Annotated in this window: 16 protein-coding genes and 2 tRNA genes; 10 read left to right on the plus strand and 8 right to left on the minus strand. The window is 38.8% G+C overall.

All coding sequences use genetic code 11. The features are described 5' to 3' along the window. Positions 1–36 precede the first annotated feature (36 nt). From EWU23_RS02455 to EWU23_RS02465, 3 genes are all read right to left on the minus strand, one after another. Positions 37–420 carry a DUF1801 domain-containing protein gene (locus tag EWU23_RS02455; protein WP_166228455.1) on the minus strand — a complete coding sequence of 128 codons (384 nt, stop codon included), beginning with the start codon at positions 418–420 and terminating at the stop codon, positions 37–39. Continuing rightward, complete coding sequence (locus EWU23_RS02460) at positions 405–926, minus strand: DNA-3-methyladenine glycosylase I (RefSeq protein ID WP_235942129.1); 522 nt, start codon at positions 924–926, stop codon at positions 405–407. Before EWU23_RS02460 ends, EWU23_RS02455 begins: the two co-directional genes overlap by 16 nt. A gap of 267 nt (positions 927–1,193) precedes the next feature. Next, positions 1,194–1,266, minus strand: a tRNA-Lys gene (locus EWU23_RS02465). A gap of 134 nt (positions 1,267–1,400) precedes the next feature. Between EWU23_RS02465 and EWU23_RS02470 the strand changes: the two genes are divergently transcribed. After that, entirely contained in the window at positions 1,401–2,138 is a 738-nt protein-coding gene (locus tag EWU23_RS02470; RefSeq protein WP_166228459.1) for a hypothetical protein, read from the plus strand. Here the strand turns inward: EWU23_RS02470 and holA are convergent. Then, positions 2,135–3,184, minus strand: coding sequence for a DNA polymerase III subunit delta (holA, locus tag EWU23_RS02475; protein WP_166228461.1), 1,050 nt, complete (start codon positions 3,182–3,184; stop codon positions 2,135–2,137). The genes EWU23_RS02470 and holA overlap by 4 nt on opposite strands. A 122-nt stretch (positions 3,185–3,306) precedes the next feature. Between holA and EWU23_RS02480 the strand changes: the two genes are divergently transcribed. Continuing rightward, entirely contained in the window at positions 3,307–3,822 is a 516-nt protein-coding gene (locus EWU23_RS02480) for an FKBP-type peptidyl-prolyl cis-trans isomerase (protein WP_166228463.1), read from the plus strand. 66 nt (positions 3,823–3,888) lie between these two features. Here EWU23_RS02480 and EWU23_RS02485 read toward each other — a convergent pair whose 3' ends face one another. Further along, on the minus strand, positions 3,889–4,356 hold the full coding sequence (locus tag EWU23_RS02485; RefSeq protein ID WP_166228465.1) for a deoxycytidylate deaminase: 468 nt from the start codon (positions 4,354–4,356) through the stop codon (positions 3,889–3,891). A gap of 483 nt (positions 4,357–4,839) precedes the next feature. Beyond that, positions 4,840–4,913, minus strand: a tRNA-Met gene (locus tag EWU23_RS02490). 163 nt (positions 4,914–5,076) lie between these two features. Here EWU23_RS02490 and EWU23_RS02495 point away from each other — a divergent pair. The 6 genes from EWU23_RS02495 to menD all read left to right on the plus strand — a co-directional run bounded on the left by EWU23_RS02495 (position 5,077) and on the right by menD (position 12,194). Beyond that, on the plus strand, positions 5,077–5,469 hold the full coding sequence (locus tag EWU23_RS02495) for an START-like domain-containing protein (RefSeq protein WP_166228467.1): 393 nt from the start codon (positions 5,077–5,079) through the stop codon (positions 5,467–5,469). A gap of 1 nt (position 5,470) precedes the next feature. Further along, entirely contained in the window at positions 5,471–6,931 is a 1,461-nt protein-coding gene (locus tag EWU23_RS02500; RefSeq protein ID WP_166228469.1) for an LptF/LptG family permease, read from the plus strand. Between the two features lie 77 nt (positions 6,932–7,008). Then, positions 7,009–7,284: a 30S ribosomal protein S15 gene (gene rpsO, locus EWU23_RS02505; protein WP_166228471.1), complete on the plus strand. Its 276-nt coding sequence runs from the start codon at positions 7,009–7,011 to the stop codon at positions 7,282–7,284. A 117-nt stretch (positions 7,285–7,401) separates the two neighbouring features. Next, positions 7,402–9,549, plus strand: a complete 2,148-nt coding sequence (pnp, locus tag EWU23_RS02510; RefSeq protein ID WP_166228473.1) for a polyribonucleotide nucleotidyltransferase — start codon at positions 7,402–7,404, stop codon at positions 9,547–9,549. Positions 9,550–9,608: 59 nt separating this feature from the next. Continuing rightward, positions 9,609–10,472, plus strand: coding sequence for a sigma-70 family RNA polymerase sigma factor (locus EWU23_RS02515; RefSeq protein WP_109323139.1), 864 nt, complete (start codon positions 9,609–9,611; stop codon positions 10,470–10,472). Between the two features lie 33 nt (positions 10,473–10,505). Continuing rightward, positions 10,506–12,194, plus strand: coding sequence for a 2-succinyl-5-enolpyruvyl-6-hydroxy-3-cyclohexene-1-carboxylic-acid synthase (gene menD / locus EWU23_RS02520; RefSeq protein ID WP_166228475.1), 1,689 nt, complete (start codon positions 10,506–10,508; stop codon positions 12,192–12,194). Here menD and EWU23_RS02525 read toward each other — a convergent pair. Further along, a complete protein-coding gene (locus EWU23_RS02525; RefSeq protein ID WP_166228477.1) occupies positions 12,180–12,935 on the minus strand; it encodes a tetratricopeptide repeat protein in 756 nt (251 codons plus the stop codon). The genes menD and EWU23_RS02525 overlap by 15 nt on opposite strands. 90 nt (positions 12,936–13,025) lie before the next feature. Between EWU23_RS02525 and EWU23_RS02530 the strand changes: the two genes are divergently transcribed. Further along, positions 13,026–13,466: a peptidylprolyl isomerase gene (locus EWU23_RS02530; RefSeq protein WP_166228479.1), complete on the plus strand. Its 441-nt coding sequence runs from the start codon at positions 13,026–13,028 to the stop codon at positions 13,464–13,466. A 3-nt stretch (positions 13,467–13,469) separates the two neighbouring features. Next, entirely contained in the window at positions 13,470–13,706 is a 237-nt protein-coding gene (locus EWU23_RS02535) for a hypothetical protein (RefSeq protein ID WP_166228481.1), read from the plus strand. On the opposite strand, the gene EWU23_RS02540 is transcribed toward EWU23_RS02535, so the two are convergent. Continuing rightward, positions 13,703–15,502: a M61 family metallopeptidase gene (locus tag EWU23_RS02540; RefSeq protein WP_166228483.1), complete on the minus strand. Its 1,800-nt coding sequence runs from the start codon at positions 15,500–15,502 to the stop codon at positions 13,703–13,705. The genes EWU23_RS02535 and EWU23_RS02540 overlap by 4 nt on opposite strands. Positions 15,503–15,624 lie beyond the last annotated feature (122 nt).

Consider the following 15,624-nt stretch of genomic DNA (forward strand, 5'->3'; position numbering starts at 1 on the left):
ATAATTAAGAGAATATTGTTCCTCTAATCGCCACCTTTAGCTCTTATCCAAAAAAGAATCGTAGCATTCAATCAGGTTACGAAGTTCATTTTTAATTCGTTCAATCGGAATATCTTCCAACGGGTTTATTTCGAGTGTTGAAATCCTATCTTTTAGTCGCTTCATATTTTCCTGAGGCATAGCTTTCTTGTCAACAACAAAGCCCAGCAATATTTTCTTCTTGTTTACCCACAAGAAACTGATACTGAAATTTTTATATATGAAAAAAGGTATTTGGTATTTTCTGAAATGCACAATTTGCGAACCAACCGACATGATAATCGATTTCAGCGCAAGCAAACAGGCCTTTGTCTCTTCGTTTTGCTTGTCGTAGTAGTGTTCCAGCGGAACCGTCGTTCGTCCATTTACTTTGTCAGCCACATAGGCTTGGTTTTAATAATCTTTTGGTGAACTGGGCAATTTTCGTCGTGTGCTCCTTTTAGATAACCAATGCTCATCAAAAATTCGTTGACAATTTCGCCTCCGGTAAATTTGAAGGTCTTTTTGAACAGCTTTACCCATTCTTCCTTCGTCTTGGGGTGGTGATGTTCTAGCCATTTTTCAAAACTGCCATATTCTTTTTGCAACTGAAGAATCCTTTTGGCGTTTTCGATGGCGGCATTCACTTTCAGTCTGTTGCGGATGATTCCGACATCATTCAGCAGTCGTTCTCGGTCGCTTTCAGTATAGGTAGCAATCTTTTCGATATTAAAATTGTGGTAAGCGCGGCGAAAACCATCTTCCTTTTTCAGAATGGTTTCCCAACTCAATCCGGCCTGATTAATTTCAAGAATCAATCGCCCGAACAACTCATTGTCATCGTGAATCGGGAATCCGTAGTGGTTGTTGTGATAGTTCGCGTGCAGGTTTTGGCTGGGCTCTGTCATTAACGGAATGTAGGTGCAATAGCTCATATCTCAGATGTCAATTTATTTTGTTTACGACTTGAGTTTCTGAGGCAAAAATAAGCAATTCAAACAAGACTCCTTTATTTTTTGAAAGCTTGGCGTATTCATGAGATTCTAACACAAATCGAACTTTTCAATGTGCTTATTACGAGCGTATTAACTTTGGCTTGCGAAATTGGGTTTAAAAATGTTCGAACGCAAAAAAGCCTCTCGGTGAGAGGCTTACATTGTAAATGGTTTAAAGTGTGATCCCGCTGGGATTCGAACCCAGGACCCATACATTAAAAGTGTATTGCTCTACCAACTGAGCTACGGAATCATCAAGCTTGCGCTTGTATATTAATTGACCCACTCTGGAGTCGAAAAGAAGTTTAACCACTGGCCAACTTCTGTTTGCAAAAGCAGAACATTTTCCCCTTATTGCGGTGCAAAACTAGTACGGTTTTTCGAATTATGCAAGTCTACCATCTAAATAAAATTATATTTTTTGCACTTTTTTCTTTCTGCATTTGGCAACCCGCTTATAGCCAAATAGATAGAAATCAATTGACCCTGGCAGATTCTCTGTTTAAAAGCAATCGATTATTGGAAGCAGAAAAAATTTATTTGCCATTCGCTGAATCCCAACGCAGCGAAAATGAAACCATCCGATTAAAATTAGCCTACATCGCCAAAGCCAAAAATGATTGGCTACAAGAATTATATTATTTATCCAGCCTCCAAGCTGAGCAAGATCGACCGCCGATTGCCAAACGACTCCAAGAAATAGGGGATAGGCAAGGGCTTTCTGGTTTTCAAATCAATCTCATGGACCAGTTTCTTTGGATTTATTTTACTTATTTCCCTTACTTGATGGGCTTTTTGTTTGCCTTGGCTTTTTATGTGGTTGGGATTCTAAGCTTCAAAAAAGTCAAAAAGATGAAGATCAAAGCATATAGCTTGTATTATCTTGGATTCTACCTCTTATTTTTAACATGGTTCGCCAATTTTCCTGCTTTGCTTCAATATGGAATTATCACCAAAGAAAAGGCCTATTTGAGAGATTATGCTTCTTCAGCAGCACCCGTTAAGCAAATGCTAAAAAAAGGAAATCGAATTATCCACTGGCAGAAAAAAGACATCTGGGTAAACTGCTATTTCGAAGGGGAATTAGGATACGTGAAAGCGGATGATTATCAACCTATCAACTAAAGATTAAAAATCTCAAAACTCAAGTCTAAAATAATTTCTCGCTCTTTATCGCTGTTGCCAATCACTCCTTTTACCCGTAAATCGGCATTTTTAATGGCTTCTATGACACGAACAACCTTTACTAAGGGATAATTACGTTTGGCCAAAGTATAATCCTTCACAAAGTAAGGATTGATGCCGAGCATACTAGCTATTTCACCATCCGAAATAGCACCCAAATCATGCACTTGCAAAACCTTAGCAAAGAAATTAAACAACATGATCAACATGGGGGCCGCTGGATTTTGTTTGGTATTATCCGCAAAATAAAAGGCTATTTTCTGTCCCTTTTCACCATTTCTCTGAATTATGGCTTTTTGGAATTCAAAGTAATTATACTCCCGACTTATCCCAATGTACTTTTCCACCTCGTCTAAGCCTATTTCCTTGCCTTGTGGAACATTCACGATCAACTTGTCGGCCTCATGGGCCATTCTCTTTAAATCTGTCCCCACAAAAGAAACCATTAATTCCTGGGCATTGGCCTGAATATGCAAAGAATGGCCCCCCAAATAATCCTTTAACCAAACTCCTAAGCGATCTTCAGAGATTTTCTTCGAAGTTACCACCACACCTTTTTTATCCAGTGGTGCTAAAATTTTTGATTTATCAGTCAATAAGGTTTTAAGGGTAAAAACTAGGATAGTCGACTCGGTCGGTCTTTCACAATAATCCACCCAAGCTTTCCAATCCGTATTTCCTTTGTCTTTGGCATCCGTTTTCCCCTTGGCCATCGCTTCTAAAAAGATGGCTTCTTTCACAATAATGACTTGTTTGTCCGACATCATGGGAAATCTTCGAGCATAGGATATCACCTCGCCCAAAGATTGATCTTTGCCATACATCACAAACTGATTAAAACTCTGCTGATCTGGACTCAACACCTTATTTTCAAAAGCATCCACCACTTGGTCAATAAAAAATGGTTCATCTCCATGTATCAGGTATACAGGCGCCAATTTTTGTTGTTTGATGTCTTTTAATACGTCTTGAGCACTTTTTTGCATGGAAATCTTAGAATTTAAATCGAATTACAAAGCTAATCAAAAGCTTTTGATCCAAAAATATTAATCAAGGAGCATCAAGCTTTACAAATTAATCCCGTAGGTTTGCTGCAAAATAGAACAATATGCAGATTAAACCGAACTCCGTTGTATTCATTTCTTACCAATTATCCTTCCCAAATGAAGAAGGTGAGCCAGAAGTGGTAGAAATTGTCGACGAAAATGAACCTATGGTATTCATCCATGGATTAAGTGGATTGCCAGAAGCTTTCGAAGCTAATTTAAATGGCCTTTCCGTAAATGATACCTTTGATTTTACCATTCAGGCAGAAGACGCTTATGGCATAATTGACCCCAATGCCATCATAGATTTACCAAAATCCATTTTTCAAATCGAAGGTCAAGACACCAGTGATATGTTAAAGGTGGGGAATTTCATTCCCATGACTGACGATCAAGGAAATCGTATGCAAGGTATGGTAGTTCAGGTAGGTCCAGAAACCGTAACCATGGACTTTAACCATCCTTTGGCAGAAAAAGACTTAATATTTAGCGGAAAAGTAATCAAAATACGTGAAGCTACCGCCGAAGAAATCGCCCATGGCCACGTGCACGGTGAAGGTGGGGTGCATCATCATTAATTATAAATGAAGAATGTAGAATTGGATCAGTTCCCAAAATTAATTCTACATTCTACATTCTTCATTCTACTCTAATTCCATTTCAGAATAAGCCATAACATCTACACCGAATTTGCGTAAAAAATCTACACCTTCGTCGGAAGAAAGGCCTTTATATGCAGCATAAGAATTCAAGTAAATTACTCGCTTGATTTTCATACTGTAAATGATTCTAGCACAGGATATGCAAGGGGAGAGGGTCACATAAATCGTTGATCCTTCCACATCTGCCCCATTTTTAGAGGCATACAAAATCGCATTTTGTTCTGCATGCAAGGCCAAAGAACAAGAACCTTTGGAATCTCTTGGGCAACCATCTTCACCAAATTCATCATCGCAATTATGGGTTCCAGCTGGGGGACCATTATAACCAATAGAAATGATACGGGTTTCTTTGGTGAGAACTGCTCCTACTTGAGCACGGGTACAATGCGATCTCAAAGCTAAATTTTGAGCTAATTCCATGAAAATCGCATCGAATGGGGGTTTATTCATATAGACTAAAAAATCGGTGGGGTCAAATGTGACAACAAATATCCGATTTATTTTTCAATTGAATAGTAGTGGGCTTCCTTTAAATATTTGGTAAGGCTCGCTGTTCAAGATGCTCCTAAAAAATCTCAATTTAAAAATTCTGAAAATTCGACACCACTATCCGGTGCCTTCGAGAGCCTCAGGCATCGTCTGGAAAAAAATAACACCAGAAAGGTGACTAAGGCTCTTGAAGGTGGCTGAGGTTCTCGAAGCCACCGTCTGGAAATAAATAACACCAGAAGCCAATTATCTCGAAGCTGACTGAGTCTCTCGAAGGTGGCTGAGGTTCTCGAAGCCACCGTCTGGAAATAAATAACACCAGAAGCCAATTATCTCGAAACTGACTGAGTATCTCAAAGGTGACTGAGTATCTCGATGGTGGCTGAGGTTCTCGAAGCCACCTCAAATAAAAAAGACAAATCTTTCGACCTGTCTTTCTAATTGTAGCGGGGAGCAGAATCGAACTGCCGACCTTTGGGTTATGAATCCAACGCTCTAACCATCTGAGCTACCCCGCCAAATTGCGTTGCAAAGGTAGTAGAAAGCGATTAGAGTCACAAATAATTTCTTAATATTGATTAATTTTGTGGCAGATTTGGGATTTAGCTTAGAAATAATACCTTTGCTAATAGCGGGTTAGAATCATGTGTGTAAAGCCTAATCCATTAATAGATAAATAATATGTCAGCAAACAATTTTGAGTTTGAATACGAGGTAAAAGCCTCACCAAAAGTACTTTACCCATACCTAAGTACCGCTTCAGGACTTCAACAGTGGTTTGCCGATAAAGTCACAGTTCCTAATGCTAGCACCTTTCATTTCTATTGGGATGACGAAAATCATCCTGCGGTATTAGTTCAAAGTAAATTGAATAAATTCGTACGATTTGAGTTTTTAAATCCCAAAGATGAGACTTCCAAAGGTTTTATCGAACTTAAATTGGATGTCAGTGAGCTGTCCAATACCACGTATTTAAAAGTGACCGATAGTGCATCAACTTTTAAATCAGACGATGATGCTGCCGAACTTTGGGATTATCTTTGCGATAAATTAAAAGAAATCGTCGGGAGCTAACATGCGTAAAATAGATAAACTAGTCCTCAATGCCTTTGGGGGGCCATTTGTTCTTACTTTCCTTATTGTCATTTTCATTTTCCTATTACGATTGGTCCTTTTTTACTTTGCCGATCTTTTTGGAAAAGACCTGGGTGCGACCGTTTACGTCGAACTTTTCTTTTACTTTTCCCTTATTACCGTTCCGCTTGCCATGCCCTTGTCCATTTTGTTATCCTCTTTGATGACATTTGGAAAATTGGGAGAGAATTTTGAATTAACGGCCCTAAAAAGTGCTGGAATTTCCATTTTTCGCATCTTTAGGCCTATTTTTGTCACCACTGTCTTCATCAGTATCTTCATGTTTTGGTTTGTCAATGTGGCTCTTCCTTGGGCCAATTTGAAAGGATGGAGCCTCTTATATGACATCAAAACCACTAAAACTACCTTAAATATCAAAGAAGGAATCTTTTACAATGACCTTCCTGGTTATTCCATCAAAGTGGCTAAAAAATTCCCTGACAATAAAACCCTGAAGTCGCTGATCATCTACGACCATACTGGAAATGACGGAAATCGTCATGTCACGGTGGCTGATTCCGCTCAGATGTACACCATTTTGGATAGAAAATACCTAATTTTTGAACTTTTCCATGGTAAAGATTACATTGAAGATGCTGACCGAGGACCAGGAAATGATTTATCCGAACTAGCCATTCATAGCTTCAATCGAAGTAAAATTGTCATGTCTTTGTCTGGCTTTGATTTACAAAAAACAGAAGAAAATCAGTTTGCCCATCACCAAATTATGCGAAATAACAATCAATTGGCTGATGATGCTGATTCTTTGTCGAAGAACATTCGCAACATGCGGAAGGGTTTTAGCTTAGCATCCAGTGTATATTATGTCTATTTCCGTAAACCTGTAGGCGCATCTCTGCGTAGCATGAACCACCATACGAAGTGGATTGGTCCTAAAATTGCTGAAAAGACCAAAAACAGCAAAGATTATAGACCCATGGAGGAATTAGCCAAACAAGAGGTCCAAAATTTAATTGCTTTCGGACAGACCAATGAAGTCAATTTAGCCGAACGTGTCACCGAACTTAAAAAGACCGATTTAGAATGGCATCATAAATTCACCAATTCCTTGGCGGTATTGGTCATGTTCCTGATAGGTGCACCTCTAGGCGCTATCATCAAAAAAGGAGGATTTGGTATTCCTGTGGTTGTGGCCGTTTCATTCTTTATTTTGATGTATATACTAACCCAACAAGGGGATAAAATGGCCAAGGAAGGGAAGGTGCTCGTGGAAATTGGTGCTTGGATCTCTAATGGTATTCTGGCACTGATAGGAGCCTATTTCTTACGCATTGCCTTGAAAGACTCCCGACTTTTTGAATCGGACTTCTACAAAATCCTGTGGGATCAAATAAAAACCTATAGGGACAATCGCAGGAACAAGATATCATCCAAAGCATAAGCTATACTATTTGGAATTTCTCTTTAAAATTCCTACTTTTGCAAATTAATTTTTCACAATTTAAAAACTGGTAAAAGATGTATTTGTCACCCGAGAAAAAACAAGAAATTTTTGAATCTAAAGGGAAAGCAAAGTCAAAAATCGATACTGGTTCTGCTGAATCGCAAATTGCGTTATTTACATTCAGAATCAATCATTTGACGGATCACCTTAAGAAAAACAAGAAAGATCATAGCACTCGCTTAGGTCTTTTGAAATTAGTTGGTAAGCGTCGTCGTTTACTTGATTACTTAACTCGTACTGATATTTCACGTTATCGTACTATCATTGCTGAATTAGGTATTCGTAAATAAGATTAATTGCAGGGTTTCATGTCATGAAGCCCTGCTTTATTCATTGCGGTACAGTTTGAATCATCAAACAAACATCTTTATTCTACGCATAGGGCGTAGTAATTTATTCAAAAACGTATGTCATTTAACATTATTACGAAACATATTTCAATGCCTGACGGCAAGGAAATCCAAATCGAAACTGGCAAATTAGCCAAGCAAGCCGATGGAGCCGTTGTAGTCAAATCAGGAAATATGATGTTGTTAGCTACAGTAGTAGCCAACAAAGAGGCCAAAGAAGGAGTAGATTTCCTTCCATTATCTGTAGATTATCAAGAAAAATTTGCGTCCAATGGACGTATTCCTGGTTCTTTCCTTAAAAGAGAGGCTCGCCTTTCTGATTATGAAATTCTCATCTCTCGTTTGGTTGACCGCGCTTTGCGTCCAACTTTCCCAGATGATTATCATGCAGACGTTCAAGTTTTAATCAACTTAATCTCCGCAGATTCAGAAGTTTTACCCGATGCATTTGTAGGTCTAGCTGCTGCTGCTGCATTAGCCGTATCAGACATTCCATTTAATGGACCTATTTCTGAAGTACGTGTCGCGAAAATCAACGGAGTATATAAAGTAAACCCAAGCGTTAGTGAATTAGCAGGAGCTTCCCTTGAACTAATCGTTGCGGCGAACGCAAACGACATTTTGATGGTAGAAGGCGAAGGCGATGAGGTTTCAGAAACAGAAATGTTAGAAGCTTTACGTATTGCGCACGATGCGATTAAATTACAATGCCAAGCGCTTAACGAATTAACCGTTGCTTGCGGCAAAACTGAAAAACGCACGTATTCACATGAATCACACAACGAAGAGCTACGTGCTGAATTGTGGAAAAACTACTACGAGAAATACTTAGCAGTAGCCAAACAAGCGAATCCAAAGAAAGACGAACGTAAAGCTGCATTCAAAGCGATTGTTGACGAGTACATCGCAACTTTGCCAGAAAATCACTTAGTGAACCTTTCCATGGCTAAAACCTATTTACACGATATCGAGAAAGAAGCGGCTCGTCAATTGGTATTGCAAGAGCGCTACCGTTTGGACGGACGTAAATTGAACGAAATCCGTCAAATTACTTGTGAAGTAGATTATTTACCTACTCCTCACGGTTCTTCGGTATTTACTCGTGGAGAAACTCAATCCTTGACTACAGTTACATTAGGTACTAAGATGGATGAACAAATCATCGATCAACCAATGACACAAGGTTATAATAAGTTTATGTTACACTATAACTTCCCTGGATTCTCAACCGGTGAAGTGAAGCCAAACCGCGGTGTAGGCCGTCGTGAGGTAGGACATGGTAACTTAGCGATGCGTGCTATCAAGAAAGTACTTCCTAAAATGGAAGACTTCCCTTATACATTACGTATTGTTTCAGATATTTTAGAATCCAATGGTTCATCTTCCATGGCAACCGTTTGTGCGGGTACTTTAGCCTTGATGGATGCAGGAGTAAAAATCAAAGCTCCTGTTTCAGGTATTGCTATGGGTTTAATCTCTGATTCCAAAACGGGTAAATACGCAGTTCTTTCGGATATTTTAGGTGATGAGGATCACTTAGGAGATATGGACTTTAAAGTTACTGGTACCGAAAATGGTATCACGGCTTGTCAAATGGACATTAAAGTTCAAGGGCTTTCTTACGAAGTGTTAGTTGAAGCTTTATCTCAAGCCAAAGAAGGTCGTTTACACATCTTAAATGAGATGAAAAAAGCGATTCCTCAAGTGAGAGAAGATTTCAAACCTCAAACTCCTCGTGCTACTGTTATTAAGATCATGAAAGACCAAATTGGTGCGGTAATCGGACCAGGTGGTAAAGTGGTTCAAGATATCCAAAAGCAATCAGGTGCTACGGTAACAATTGAAGAAAAAGAAGACGGTGGTTATGTAAGCGTATTCTCTGCGAATGGCGCTGCCATGGATCATGCGGTTAGAATGATCAAAGGTATCGTGACTATTCCTGAAGTAGGAGAGGTATATGAAGGTAAAGTGAAAAACATTCAAGCATTTGGTGCTTTTGTGGAATTTTTACCTGGTAAAGATGGTTTACTACATATCTCTGAGATTTCTTGGGATCGCATCGAAACCATGGATGGCGTTTTCAAAGAAGGAGACAAAGTGAAAGTAAAATTGGTAGAAGTAGACAAGAAAACAGGAAAATTCCGTTTATCTGCTAAAGTGTTATTACCAAAACCAGAACGTAGCTCAGAAAATTCTGACAACTAATATGTTATTTCATGGGTTATATGTTTTTATATAACCCATTCATTCTTTTGTAAGCCCCTATGAGACAGCTAAAAATTAGCAAACAGATTACCAACAGGGAGAGTCAATCACTCGACAAATACCTACAAGAAATTGGCAAGGTGGATTTGTTGACCCCAGACGAGGAAGTAATCCTCGCTCAAAAAATTAGAGATGGGGACCAATTATCCTTAGAACGTCTCACGAAGGCCAATTTACGTTTCGTCGTTTCTGTGGCAAAACAATATCAAAACCAAGGACTTAGCTTAGGTGATTTAATCAACGAAGGTAATCTTGGCTTGATTAAAGCAGCCCAGCGTTTTGATGAAACTCGTGGATTCAAATTTATTTCTTATGCGGTATGGTGGATTCGTCAATCCATTTTACAAGCTTTAGCTGAACAATCTAGAATTGTTCGTTTGCCATTGAACCGCGTAGGTTCATTGAATAAAATATCAAAAACCTTCTCTGAGTTAGAACAAAAATTCGAGCGTGAGCCTTCACCTGAAGAACTAGCCGAAGTTTTAGAAATCTCAACTGGTGAAGTAGTTGATACCTTAAAAATCTCAGGTCGTCACGTATCCATGGATGCACCATTTGTGCAAGGTGAAGAAAATTCCTTATTGGACGTACTTGAAAATGATTCTGAAGATAAGCCAGACTCTGGGTTAATCAATGATTCACTTCGTAGAGAAGTTCAACGTGCCCTTTCTACCTTAACACAACGTGAAGCCGATGTGGTGACCTTGTATTTCGGATTGAATGGTGAACATGCCATGACTTTAGAAGAAATTGGAGAAAAATTCAATTTAACACGTGAACGTGTAAGACAAATCAAAGAAAAAGCGATTCGTCGTTTACGTCACACTTCGAGAAGCAAAGCGCTGAAAACATATCTTGGATAATTTTAAAAGCCTCTCACGAGGCTTTTTTTACCTATGGCCTTTCCTGCTGGACTTGTAGAACTAATTGAAACTCTTAGCCAACATGGTGTAGATCAGGCTGTTATTTGTCCTGGATCACGTAATGCACCCATTATGTTGGCTATTAGTCGCAACGCTGCCATTGAATCCTTTTCCATCAGTGATGAGCGTTCAGCTGGCTTTTTTGCCTTAGGTTTGGCCCTTCATAGTAAAAAGCCTGTCATACTTTGCTGTACTTCTGGTTCTGCCGCTTTAAATTTGGCTCCGGCCATTGCAGAGGCCTATTTTCAAGAAGTTCCATTGATTGTACTGACTGCTGATCGTCCACAAGAATGGATCGGTCAATGGGATGGTCAAACCATTTATCAAGAGCGTATTTTTGGTGCACATGCCAAACAATATTTTTCTTATTCCACCAAATCCAACGAGTCTTCCGATGAAGTTTGGCACCGGAATAGAATTGCCAATGATGCCTTTTGGTCAGCAGTTTCTGCCCCTCAAGGTCCTGTGCAAATCAATATCCCCATACAAGAGCCATTTTACCCAGAAAAAGGTGCGGCTCTACCTGTCGCTAAACCGATTAGAAAAATTCAGAAATGGATTGCTCCGAAATCGCTGGATATAGCCACAAAAACATTCATCCAACGACAAATAAGCGTTTCTAATAAAATAGTCATAACAGTTGGTCAATTTCCCAAAAATGCTGCCATACAATCCGCTATAGCAGCATTAATGAAAAAGGGGATACCCGTTCTAGCTGATTCCATAGCCAATTTATCCAGAATAGCCTTTGACAGTCATGATTTGATTCTTGCCAATACTCAAACCTGGGAAGGCCTACAACCTGACCTTCACATTCACCTTGGAAAAAGCTTTGTTAGTAAAAGAATCAAGCAATTTTTGAGGTCCAATACAGAAAAACAAGAATGGCAAGTTAATCCACATCCTCAGGCACTTATCGCAGATCCTTTCAAAGGATTACAACATGTATTGGAAATAGATGAAGAAGCCTTTTTAAAAGAGTTAGTCCAACTGAATATTTCTGAAAAGCAAAAAGACTATTTCCAAGCATGGAAAAAGGCAGATGAAATCATTGCAGCTATACGAGCAAAAGGTATTAATGACTGGAATGAATTGGGAATTTATCAAAAAATAGCCCAAGCTCTACCTCAATCAAATGCTGAAATTCATGTAGCTAATTCACTATCTGTCAGGTATTTAAATTGGATGAATTTTGTTCCAAAAGGTATTGAAGTTTTTGCGAATCGGGGTACATCAGGCATCGATGGCTGTTTAAGTACCGCCATAGGAGCCGCCCAATCCAATCCGAATTTGGTCATTTCTATCCTAGGTGATGTGGCCTTTCATTACGACAAAAATGCCCTTTGGAATTCCTATATTCCGAATAATGTAAGAATTATCGTCATGAATAATCAAGGAGGAGGAATCTTTAGGAATTTAGATGGTGCCAAAGACCTACCTGAATTAGAAGCATTCATGGAAACTCAACAAGTTTTTCATGCTGAAAATACGGCCAAAGATGCTGGAATCAACTACATCAGCGTAAAACATACGAATGAATTGCTTCATGCTTTAAGCCACTTTTTCCAAGATTCGGACAAGGCTCAGCTAATAGAAATAGAAAGTAATTCCAGTATCAATGCAGCTGCATTAGCCCAGTATATGGCATTATTTAAGGGCTAATTCCTTATTGATTTTCTCTAAATTCTTCAAGAACAAAGCATTGTTAGGTTCAATTTCCAAAGCTTTACGTACCCACTTTTCGGCCAATTTCCATTGCCTTCTTTCAATTTCCAAGTAACCTAAGTTATTGTAAATCAAATGCTTGTATTTTCCTTTGGTGAGAGCGTGTTGAAATGTTTTTTCCGCTAAATCCAATTCACCTATCGTTTGTAGCACTACTCCTTTATTAATCAGGGCCTCAACAGAATTACTATCCAATTGGATGGCTTTTTCATAGGATGCTAAGGCTTGGTTATTAGACTCTTTCTCAAAAAATATGTCGCCCTGTAAGCGATGACAAGCCGATGAATCAGGAAAAAGTTTGACTAATTTTTGTACCTCCAATTCAGCTTCATCCAATCGTTTCATATTTTGAAGCATCTCCACCTTCTTAAATAAAGCAGGGCCAAAATGAGCATCTAACGCTACGGCTTCCGTAAAATCAGTCAAGGCTTCCTCATTTTTTTCCAATTGCTCATAAATCAGACCCCGATTATAATAAGCATCCGAAAAGTCCTTTTTCTTCAAAATAGCCTCACTATACCATTTAATAGCCTCAAAGTATTCCTTTTCCTTAAACTTTTGATTTCCTCTCAAAAAAAACTGAGTCGCCTCTTTTTTTTCTTTTTCAGTGTCGCAAGAAAATAGCCCCACAAAAATCAGCAGGCAAAAGATTGAGGTTAGTCGATTCGTTGAAAACATGTGGTGACTTTAGTTTAGGCAATTAAAAGAATTCAATTTAAATAATTCAAATTTCATTCGCATCTTTGTGCCTCAAAATTAAATGAAATTATGGCATACGCAGAAATGTTGACCGATAAAGGGTTGATGAAAATTGAATTTTATGAGGAAGATGCTCCCATTCACGTGAAAAACTTCATTGATTTGTCCAATAAAGGATTTTATGATGGAGTAACATTTCACCGAGTAATTGCTGATTTTGTGGTTCAAGGAGGAGATCCAACTGGGACAGGTGCTGGTGGTCCAGGCTATACTATTCCATGTGAGTTAACTGGAAACAATCAATTCCATGATCGTGGAGTATTGTCGATGGCACACCGTGGACCCAATACAGGTGGTTCTCAATTCTTCATCTGCCATTCCAGAAATAATACGGCTCATTTGGACCGTAAGCATACTTGTTTTGGTAAAGTGGTAGAAGGCTTAGATGTCATTGATTTAATTCGTGAAGGCGATAAAATCCAAAGTATCAAAATCGTAGAAGAGGCTTAGTATATGCATTTCATCAAAGAAATTCCCCACGAGTCCATGCGAATTTCCTTGTTTGAATGGAACTCCAAATACATCGTGAAGTTTGAAGCGCCTAATTTGGAACAAAGCTACAAATTCTCCGTTTTGGACTTTTCCTCTCAAAAAGAAATAGAGGAGCTGGCATCCAGCTCCTCCTTTCAATCTTTTGTCTTACAGAATTTCCATTCTATGTATGCCGAAATGGGCAAACATATCAATTAGTTGATTTTACCCAACCACTTCATGCGCAATGCTTTTTGACTTTCAGTCAAATTGGTCATCGAACTTATTTTATAGGCTGCCAAATTGGATTTATCCACAGGGATTGCCAATGTTCTTTCTAAGCCATCTCGACGCAACGTAAACAAAATAGTATCACCTACATTTTTGTCTTTCAAGGTCTTATCTACGCTTTCAAAAGTATCTAAATTCACTTTCAATACTTCATCCCCTACATTCAGACCATAATCATAGGCTGTACTTCCTTTTAATACGGTAGCAATTTTACCTGCCGTGACAGTAAAACCTAAATAAGGAGTCGATTTCCCTTGGTTAGCATCTGTCCACTCATAACCCACTTCTTGCAATAAATTGGCGTAATCAGGTTTCTCTGTTCCATAAACCAATTGCTGGAAAATAGTTTTAGCAGATGTTCCGGCAACAGATGAAAAGGCATTTTCTAATTCTGCATCCGTAAATCCACGTTGCTGTTTGAGGTAATAATTTTGGTATAAATAACGGAATACATCATCCAAATTCGCTTTCCCATTACTTTGTTTAATAATCCAAAGATTCAATACAGTCCCTAAAACCGCTCCTTTAGAATAATACGATATCGTGGAATTTCGGCTATTTTCATTGGGACGATAATATTTAATCCAGGCATCCCATGAAGCTGATGCTGCTGATTCAACCTTATTTCCGGGTGTATTTTCCACAGTAGTTATTTCATTGGCCACCGATTTCAAGTAAGCGTCTGTGGTTGTTTGTCCTGAACGTTGCAAAATCAATGCTCCATAGTAGGATGTCATACCCTCAGACAACCATAAGTTATGTGTATAATTTTCATTCTCATAATCAAAGGGTCCAAGGGCCTTCGGACGAATACGCTTCACATTCCATAAATGAAAATACTCATGAGATAATAAACCGATAATGCCATGATAGCCATTTTCAGTTTCGTATGCTGCTCGCGCAACCTGACAAGTGGTGGAATATAAATGCTCCAAACCTCCTGAACCTTTTAGTAAATTATGGATAATAAACAGGTAATGATCACATGGATGTTGGCCAATCACGCGAGCCGCTTCCTCGCACATTTTCTTCACATCCGCAATGAATTTAGTGGTATCAACTTTGGCAAGGCCATAAAAGGCAATTTGATGCGGGATGTTGCCAACTTTAAATTCAAATACTTGATGATTACCTATCTCGATAGGAGAATCAATCAGCTCATCTAAATTTTTAGCTTCATAGGTCTGAACAGCCGTTTGTTTCAGTGCCGTTGAAATCCGCAGAAATGACTTATGAGGGTTAATATAAACCGACTGAGCTTGCTGTGCTAACTCGTTGACGTATAATAGGACAGAGGCAGGATTGATATAACCATGTGTATCATCCAAAAAGGAAGTACGCACGGATAACTCAAAGGCATATATGTCATACGATATTGTCACTTGTTTTTGCCCTTTGCCCAAATACACTCGCCAGGTGTTTTTATTGATCTTATCGACTGGAATCAATGTTCCGTTTTTAACGGTCGACAAGGATTCTACATTACGAGCAAATTCACGAATCAAATAGGAACCAGGAGTCCATGCCGCCATCTTAAAATCAACATAGGGCTTGTTCCAATGGGCTTGACTAAGATCAACCGTAGTTTTAACTTGAAAGTAATGAGTGTGCGGTGCTGGCATGCTGATTTCATGCCGAAGAACAGGAGAGGCGCTGAAGCCTAATAGGTTGATTCCCAACAAAAGTGTGACTAGCACAAAGGAATTTAATGTAAATTTTGTCATGAAAATGTAAATAATTAAACGTTGATTAGGTGTAGGTTGTAAAGATAAGAAAATCGCCTTAATCAAACTAAAATTGGCCATTGCATCCCCAATTTAGCCTAAATAAATTGAACACCTCCTAC

It is taken from the genome of Aquirufa beregesia, assembly GCF_011090385.1.
Lineage (GTDB): Bacteria > Bacteroidota > Bacteroidia > Cytophagales > Spirosomataceae > Aquirufa > Aquirufa beregesia.

What these genes read in the sequence shown, in the direction of transcription:
- EWU23_RS02460 (WP_235942129.1), bottom strand. Translation starts at nt 926, where the DNA reads ATGACAGAGCCCAGCCAAAACCTGCACGCGAACTATCACAACAACCAC.
- EWU23_RS02470 (WP_166228459.1), top strand. Translation starts at nt 1,401, where the DNA reads ATGCAAGTCTACCATCTAAATAAAATTATATTTTTTGCACTTTTTTCT.
- holA (WP_166228461.1), bottom strand. Translation starts at nt 3,184, where the DNA reads ATGCAAAAAAGTGCTCAAGACGTATTAAAAGACATCAAACAACAAAAA.
- EWU23_RS02480 (WP_166228463.1), top strand. Translation starts at nt 3,307, where the DNA reads ATGCAGATTAAACCGAACTCCGTTGTATTCATTTCTTACCAATTATCC.
- EWU23_RS02485 (WP_166228465.1), bottom strand. Translation starts at nt 4,356, where the DNA reads ATGAATAAACCCCCATTCGATGCGATTTTCATGGAATTAGCTCAAAAT.
- EWU23_RS02495 (WP_166228467.1), top strand. Translation starts at nt 5,077, where the DNA reads ATGTCAGCAAACAATTTTGAGTTTGAATACGAGGTAAAAGCCTCACCA.
- EWU23_RS02500 (WP_166228469.1), top strand. Translation starts at nt 5,471, where the DNA reads ATGCGTAAAATAGATAAACTAGTCCTCAATGCCTTTGGGGGGCCATTT.
- rpsO (WP_166228471.1), top strand. Translation starts at nt 7,009, where the DNA reads ATGTATTTGTCACCCGAGAAAAAACAAGAAATTTTTGAATCTAAAGGG.
- pnp (WP_166228473.1), top strand. Translation starts at nt 7,402, where the DNA reads ATGTCATTTAACATTATTACGAAACATATTTCAATGCCTGACGGCAAG.
- EWU23_RS02515 (WP_109323139.1), top strand. Translation starts at nt 9,609, where the DNA reads ATGAGACAGCTAAAAATTAGCAAACAGATTACCAACAGGGAGAGTCAA.
- menD (WP_166228475.1), top strand. Translation starts at nt 10,506, where the DNA reads ATGGCCTTTCCTGCTGGACTTGTAGAACTAATTGAAACTCTTAGCCAA.
- EWU23_RS02525 (WP_166228477.1), bottom strand. Translation starts at nt 12,935, where the DNA reads ATGTTTTCAACGAATCGACTAACCTCAATCTTTTGCCTGCTGATTTTT.
- EWU23_RS02530 (WP_166228479.1), top strand. Translation starts at nt 13,026, where the DNA reads ATGGCATACGCAGAAATGTTGACCGATAAAGGGTTGATGAAAATTGAA.
- EWU23_RS02535 (WP_166228481.1), top strand. Translation starts at nt 13,470, where the DNA reads ATGCATTTCATCAAAGAAATTCCCCACGAGTCCATGCGAATTTCCTTG.
- EWU23_RS02540 (WP_166228483.1), bottom strand. Translation starts at nt 15,502, where the DNA reads ATGACAAAATTTACATTAAATTCCTTTGTGCTAGTCACACTTTTGTTG.